The organism is Pseudonocardia pini (assembly GCF_013870575.1).
GTDB lineage: Bacteria > Actinomycetota > Actinomycetes > Mycobacteriales > Pseudonocardiaceae > Pseudonocardia > Pseudonocardia pini.
The window spans coordinates 1-5,955 of record NZ_JACBXB010000323.1 but is presented as its reverse complement, the minus strand read 5'-3'; the positions used below and the strand labels follow the sequence as shown (position 1 = coordinate 5,955).

Here is a 5,955-nt window from a genome sequence, read left to right as displayed (position 1 = left end):
CTTCCGGACGGCGTCGAGGACCGCCGTGCCGGTCCCGCCCGGGTAGACGGGGGCGAGCCGCCAGTGCGGCCCGGCGAGCGGCAGTTCCTCGAGCAGCGTGTGGCGGTCCGCGAAGCCCAGTGGGCAGGTGTCGCGGCCGTCGAGGAACAGCAGGTCGCCGATCCACAGCTCGCCCGCCCCGGTGAGCTCCGCGTCGAGCAGCATGGCCGTGGCCCCGACCGACGGGCCGAGGCCCTCCAGGGACCTGACGGTCAGCTCGTCGCCGTCCGCCGTGACGCGGGTGCGGCCGCCGTCGATCTCGACGAGCACCCGGCGGCCCCCGAAGCGCACCTGCAGCAGCCAGTCGCCGCCGGCCGGGAGCTCGCCGGGGACCCCGGTCATGAGGGCCGTGTCGTGGGGGAGGGGAGCGGTGTCGGTGCGGTCCGAGCGCTTGAGCAGCCACCCGTCCTTGCGGTCCCGGTTGCTCTTGACCAGCACGTACCGCCCGCGGGCCCGCTCGCCGTGCAGCCGGAAGGCGACCTCGCGGTCCGACCACTTCTCGGTCTCGTAGCGGCCGGAGTCCCAGATCGTCATCGTGCCGCCGCCGTACTCACCCCGCGGGATGTCCCCCGAGAACTCCAGGTACTCCATCGGGTGGTCCTCGGTGCGGACGGCGAGCCGAAGCGTCTCGGTGTCCACCGGGAGCCCCTTGGGCACGGCCCACGAGGCCAGCACGCCGTCGCGTTCGAGACGAAGGTCCCAATGCAGCGCCCTGGCGTGGTGCTCCTGGATCACGAACCGGTCGCCGACGCCCGTGACCTGCGGATCCTCGTCCGGGACGGGCTCGGGCGTGCGCTGCCGGTCGCGCTTGCGGCGGTACTCGTCGAGCGGCACCCGGCCAGCCTATTGGGTCGGGGCTTGCCGGCGACGATGATCGAATGTCAGCATAGGCTCACCTCACCGAAGGGCGACCTCATGTACGTGTGCCTCTGCTTCGCCGTCACGGACATCGAGCTGCGCGACCACATCGGCGAGGGCGCCCGGACCGTGGACCAGATCGGGGACGCGTGCGGGGCGGGCACCGGCTGCGGCACCTGCCTCGACCGGCTCGACGTGCTGCTGGCGGCCGAGCTCGCGCCGTCGGCGATCTCGGACCTGCCGCTCTCGGCCTGAGGGCAGCCTGCCCGATCGTCAGCCGGTCCTTGGTGGAACCGGTGTGGCCGGGGACACTAGCCTCACCGCCATGCGCGGGGACCCCGAGATCATCGCTTTGCTGAACGAGCAGCTCACCAGCGAGCTGACGGCGATCAACCAGTACTTCCTGCACGCGAAGATGCAGCAGAACTGGGGCCTCACCAAGCTCGCCGCGTACACCAGGAGCGAGTCCATCGACGAGATGCGGCACGCCGAGAAGATCACCGACCGGATCCTGTTCCTGGAGGGCCTGCCGAACTACCAGCGCCTGGGGACGCTGCGGATCGGCACCTCGGTGCGCGAGCAGCTGCAGTCCGACCTGGCCATCGAGCTGGAGGTCGTACAGCGGCTGCGGCCCGGGATCGCGATGTGTCGTTCGAAGGGCGACATGACGACGGCGAACCTGTTCGAGGAGATCCTCGCCGACGAGGAGCACCACATCGACTACATCGAGACGAACCTCGAGCTGATGGACCGGCTCGGCGAGCAGCTCTACCTGGCCCAGCTGGTGGACCAGCCGCCGACTCCGGGCTGACCGGCGCGGCTTGTCATCACGCCCGTCGGTCGGCGTCGTCCGTCGAGCCGATAATCCACGTTATGACAGTTACGACGATCCGGGGCCCCTACGCCTGGACCGTCACCACGAGCTTGCCCCGGGTGTGCTCGCGCTCCATGTGCTCGATCGCCGCGGCCACCTCCGCCAAGGCGACCGTCCGCTCGATCACCGGGCGCAGCGTGCCCGCCGCGGCGAGCGCGACCACCTCGGCCAGACCGTCCCCGGCCCGAGCCGTCGGGACGGCGACCCGGGGTCGGCCGCGCAGCCCGGCGAGCCTCCCCGCGATCATCAGGCCCATCGGACCCACGAGACTGCCGCCCTCGGAGATCCCGCCCCCGGACAGGACCAGCACCCCCTCGGGCGCGGTCCGGCGGAGGAGGTCTCGTAGCCGGTACCGGCCCGCGAGATCCACGACACTGTCATAACGTTCGGCCGGGAGTCCTGTGCGGGTCCGGTCGACGACGTGGGTGGCGCCGAGCGCCCGCGCCTGCTCCATGTTCCGTGCGCTGCAGACGGCGGTGACCTCCGCGCCCCATGCCGCGGCCAGCTGCACCGCGTAGGTCCCCACGCCACCCGAGGCGCCCACGATCAGGACCGACGAGCCCTCCCGCACCTCGGCGGACCGCAGCAGCAGGAGCGCCGTCGTGCCGGCGAGGGGCAGGGCCGCGGCCTGCTCGAAGGACAGGCTCGCGGGCTTGGGCACCAGGAGCGACTCCCCCACGCTCACGAGCTCGGCGAAGGCGCCGCCGCCGTCACCGACGTCGCCCAGGACGGCGTCGCCGACCGCGAACCGGGTCGCACCCGGGCCGAGCGCCTCGACGACCCCCGCCACGTCGTGACCGCCGACGGGGCTGCGCGGGCCGTGCCTGCCGAACACCGCGGGCGCGACCAGCCGGGCCAGGTACGGGTCGCCGCGCAGGATGTGCCAGTCCGCCGCGTTCACCGACGCGGCGTGTACCCGGACCAGGACCTCGCCCGGTCCCGGGACGGGATCGGGCACCTCGCTCAGTGCGAGCACCTCGGGGCCGCCGTACCGGTCCTGCCGGATCGCCTTCATGTCGCAGGACGTTAGGGCTCCGCGGAGAACGCGACATCAGGGACGAACCCTGAGATCGGGTCAGGCGACCAGGCGGTCCAGCATCGCCCGCAGCGGTGTGACGTCGCCCTCGGCCGCCGCCACCGAGGCGGCGACGTTCTCGGCGGGATCCAGTGCGTCCCAGCGGATCCGGTACCCGCGGTCCTCGGCGAGCTGCCCGAGGAGGGCCCGCTGGGCGCGGCCGTTGCCCTCTCGGAAGGGGTGCAGGTCGTTGACGCCGGCGAGCAGGTCCGCCAGCCCGGCGACCGTCCCGCGGCGGTCCCGCCCCCGCAGGTGCCCCTCGGCGGCCAGGCCGTCGAACAGCGTCGCGGCCCGGTGCTCGAGCTCCTCGGGCGGGCAGAACGCGCGACCCTTGCCGATCCGCACGGTGCGGAGCTGTCCGGCCCACGAGTAGACGTCCCCGAAGATGTGCCAGTGGAAGGCCTGCAGGTGCGGAAGGTCGTAGGCACCTGGGAGGGGTGAACGCTGCAGCGCGACCATGCGGGTCGCCGTGAACTCGGCCTCGGCGAGCGCCAGCGCGTCGGGATCGGCCAGACCGAGCCGGTTGCGGAGGACACCGCTGGCGAGGTCGAGATAGGGATCCCAGCTCAACGCCGGTAGTGCGCCCGCAACCGCGCGCAGGCCTCGTCCGCGTCGATCTCGCCCTCGGCCATCGCGGAGAGCACCGTGTGCCCGAACTCGCTCGGCTCGAGCCCCTCGGCCCGGACCGAGCCCAGCGCGATGGCGACCGCCTCGGCGCAGGTCGGCGGCGCGAGCGGCTTCTCGGTCAGCGGCACGTGCGGGAGCATACCGGACACCCTGCGTCAGGCGGGTGCGGCCGACTTCGACTGCTCGACGGCGAGCCGGTCCACCAGGTCGTTCATCTCGTCCCCGGAGTGTCCCTTGACCCACCGGAACGAGACGTCGCCGCGCCGCTCGACCAGCTCGACCAGCGGCTCCCACAGGTCCCGGCTGACGACCGGCTTGCGTGCGCTGGTGACCCAGCCGCGGGCGATCCAGCCCTTCCACCAGCCGTCCCGGAAGCAGTTGACGACGTAGGTCGAGTCGCTGACCACGACCAACGGCCCGTCGAGCGCCCGGACGGCCTCCAGGGCGGCCCTGATCTCCATGCGCTGGTTGGTGGTCGGCGCCTCCCCGCCCGCGGCCTGGCGGCCGTCGCGGGTGGCCCAGGCCCAGCCGCCGGGGCCGGGGTTGCCGGAGCACGCGCCGTCCGTCCAGACCTCGAGCGCGCCCTCGATCGCCGGCATGTCTGGCCGGGCCGGGCGCTTCTTCGCGGGAGGGGTGGGTGCCGCGGCCGCCTCGGTGGCGCAGGCCGCGTGGCCCCAGCGCTCCCCGGACTTGGCGATCTCCTCGCCGGGCTGGACGGGCTTCGAGCAGACGCCGCAGGTGGTGGCGTACTTCGCGGTCATCGGCACGGCAGGGAGGATACGACCCTCAGGGACGGACCCGGACCACGACCTCCGTGTCGGTCACGCTCACGACGCCGACGGTGAACCCTGCGGCCTCCGTCTCCGCGCCGACCGGCACCCGGACCTGCTGCCCGGCGACGACGATCTCCGCGACCTGGTCCTGCACGTTCACCAGCCGCGCCTCGATGCCGAGCACGGACACGGCCGCCTCGCCGGAGCGCGGGAAGGTGACCGTGCAGCCGTCGAGCCCGCAGTCGGTGCTGGACGCCCCTCCCCCGCAGCCCGCGAGGGCCAGGGTGAGGACGGACGCGGCGAGGGCGAGCTTCAGACGAGGCACGGGGCGATCCTAGTGTCCGGTTCGCGAAGGTCGACGCGGCCTCCGTGATCATCACCACCCGCGTTCCGGGAAGCCGCGGACGTCGTTGAGCGTTGCATCGTTTCGTGACGACACAGATCGACGCCCCCGCGGGGCTCCCCGTTCTCGACGACGCGGGTCGTGCGGCGCTCTTCACGGACGCCCGGACCTCCAACAGCTTCTCGGACCAGCCGGTCTCCGACGAGACCCTGGCCGCGGTCTGGGACCTCGCGAAGTGGCCGCCCACCGCGGCGAACACGCAGCCCCTGCGGGTGACCTTCGTCCGCACCGAGGAGGGCAAGCGACGGCTGGTCCCGCTGCTGTCCGAGGGCAACCGTGCGAAGGCGGAGGCCGCACCGGTGGTCGCGATCCTCGCGGCGGACCTCGACTTCCACGAGTTCGTGCCGAAGACCTTCCCCGCCCGGGCCGAGATGAAGGACTCCTTCGAGGCGTCCGGACGCGAGGGCCGGGAGCCCATGGCGCGCTTCAACGCGACCCTGCAGGCCGGCTACTTCCTCCTCGCCGCGCGCGCCCACGGCCTGGCCACGGGACCGATGGCGGGCTTCGACGCCGACGCCGTCACCGCCGAGTTCTTCCCCGGCGGTCGCGAGCGGGCCCTGCTCGTGGTCAACGTGGGGCACCCGGGCGAGAACCCCTGGTTCCCGCGCCTGCCCCGGCTCGACCACGAGGACGTCGTGCGCTGGGCGTGAGCCCCGTTCGCCCGCGGCGGACGACCTCCGCCGCGGGCGAAAACCGGTGGCCCCCAAGGTGGGTCGACGCGTACCACTGTCCCGGTGACCGGTCCGCTCTCGCACCCTCTCGTCCTCGACGGGCTCGTCCGCGAGCGGCATGCGGACCTGCGTCGCGAGGTGGTGCGCGCCCGGCTGCGCCACGAGGCCAGACGGGCGCGGCGAAGGCCGGGCCGGGTCCGCGAGCGGACCGGCTGGCTGCTGGTCGAGGTGGGCCTGCGGCTGGCGGTCCCTAGAGGCTGAGCGGGCCGTCGACGTGCTCCTCGGGGTCCTGACCTCGACGGAACACGCGGGCGCTGCCCCGCAGCGTCACCGCGCCGTCGGAGACCCGCAGCCGCCCGCCCTCCCGGAGCCCGACGACCGGGACGGCGTTCTCCTCGTGGAACTGCCGGATCCGCTCCTCCCGCGTCTCCCCCATGTGCACCGAGCCGGGCACGGGGTCGAGGTAGTGCGGGTTGATCTGGAAGTCGACCAGGTCCAGCGCCGCGAACCCCGCGGGCTCGACGATCGGCATGTCGTTGGTCGTGCGGATCGTGGGGCAGGCCAGGTTGGCGCCCGCGCTGGCCCCGCCGTACCGGGCACCCGCCGCGACGGCGGTGCCGAGGGCGAGCAGGCCG

11 protein-coding genes are annotated in these 5,955 nt (G+C 73.3%); 4 read left to right on the top strand and 7 right to left on the bottom strand.

Features of this window, described 5'->3' with window-relative positions; all coding sequences use genetic code 11:
* A partial coding sequence (locus H5J29_RS18310; protein WP_312858293.1) for a DNA polymerase ligase N-terminal domain-containing protein occupies window positions 1–873 on the bottom strand: 873 nt, incomplete at its 3' end.
* 81 nt (window positions 874–954) lie between these two features.
* On the opposite strand from H5J29_RS18310, the gene H5J29_RS18305 reads away from it, so the two are divergent.
* Window positions 955–1,152: a (2Fe-2S)-binding protein gene (locus H5J29_RS18305; RefSeq protein WP_181782173.1), complete on the top strand. Its 198-nt coding sequence runs from the start codon at window positions 955–957 to the stop codon at window positions 1,150–1,152.
* A 70-nt stretch (window positions 1,153–1,222) separates the two neighbouring features.
* Complete coding sequence (gene bfr, locus H5J29_RS18300) at window positions 1,223–1,708, top strand: bacterioferritin (protein WP_181782172.1); 486 nt, start codon at window positions 1,223–1,225, stop codon at window positions 1,706–1,708.
* Window positions 1,709–1,796: 88 nt separating this feature from the next.
* Here the strand turns inward: bfr and H5J29_RS18295 are convergent, their stop codons facing one another.
* Genes H5J29_RS18295 through H5J29_RS18275 form a run of 5 tightly spaced genes read right to left on the bottom strand, consistent with a single transcriptional unit; the run spans window position 1,797 to window position 4,571 of the window.
* Complete coding sequence (locus H5J29_RS18295) at window positions 1,797–2,786, bottom strand: NAD(P)-dependent alcohol dehydrogenase (RefSeq protein WP_181782171.1); 990 nt, start codon at window positions 2,784–2,786, stop codon at window positions 1,797–1,799.
* A gap of 60 nt (window positions 2,787–2,846) precedes the next feature.
* On the bottom strand, window positions 2,847–3,416 hold the full coding sequence (locus H5J29_RS18290; protein ID WP_181782170.1) for a Fic/DOC family protein: 570 nt from the start codon (window positions 3,414–3,416) through the stop codon (window positions 2,847–2,849).
* The gene (locus tag H5J29_RS18285) at window positions 3,413–3,601 is read right to left on the bottom strand and encodes an antitoxin VbhA family protein (RefSeq protein ID WP_181782169.1); all 189 of its coding nucleotides are present in this window, start codon (window positions 3,599–3,601) and stop codon (window positions 3,413–3,415) included. Before H5J29_RS18285 ends, H5J29_RS18290 begins: the two co-directional genes overlap by 4 nt.
* Before the next feature lie 27 nt (window positions 3,602–3,628).
* The gene (locus H5J29_RS18280; RefSeq protein ID WP_181782174.1) at window positions 3,629–4,234 is read right to left on the bottom strand and encodes a ribonuclease H family protein; all 606 of its coding nucleotides are present in this window, start codon (window positions 4,232–4,234) and stop codon (window positions 3,629–3,631) included.
* Window positions 4,235–4,259: 25 nt separating this feature from the next.
* Entirely contained in the window at window positions 4,260–4,571 is a 312-nt protein-coding gene (locus H5J29_RS18275; protein WP_181782168.1) for a hypothetical protein, read from the bottom strand.
* A gap of 104 nt (window positions 4,572–4,675) precedes the next feature.
* Here H5J29_RS18275 and H5J29_RS18270 point away from each other — a divergent pair, with 104 nt between their 5' ends.
* Window positions 4,676–5,299, top strand: coding sequence for a malonic semialdehyde reductase (locus H5J29_RS18270; RefSeq protein WP_181782167.1), 624 nt, complete (start codon window positions 4,676–4,678; stop codon window positions 5,297–5,299).
* An 84-nt stretch (window positions 5,300–5,383) separates the two neighbouring features.
* Complete coding sequence (locus H5J29_RS18265; RefSeq protein WP_181782175.1) at window positions 5,384–5,581, top strand: hypothetical protein; 198 nt, start codon at window positions 5,384–5,386, stop codon at window positions 5,579–5,581.
* Here H5J29_RS18265 and H5J29_RS18260 read toward each other — a convergent pair.
* On the bottom strand, window positions 5,571–5,955 hold a 385-nt coding region (locus tag H5J29_RS18260), incomplete at its 5' end, for a Type 1 glutamine amidotransferase-like domain-containing protein (protein WP_181782166.1). The genes H5J29_RS18265 and H5J29_RS18260 overlap by 11 nt on opposite strands.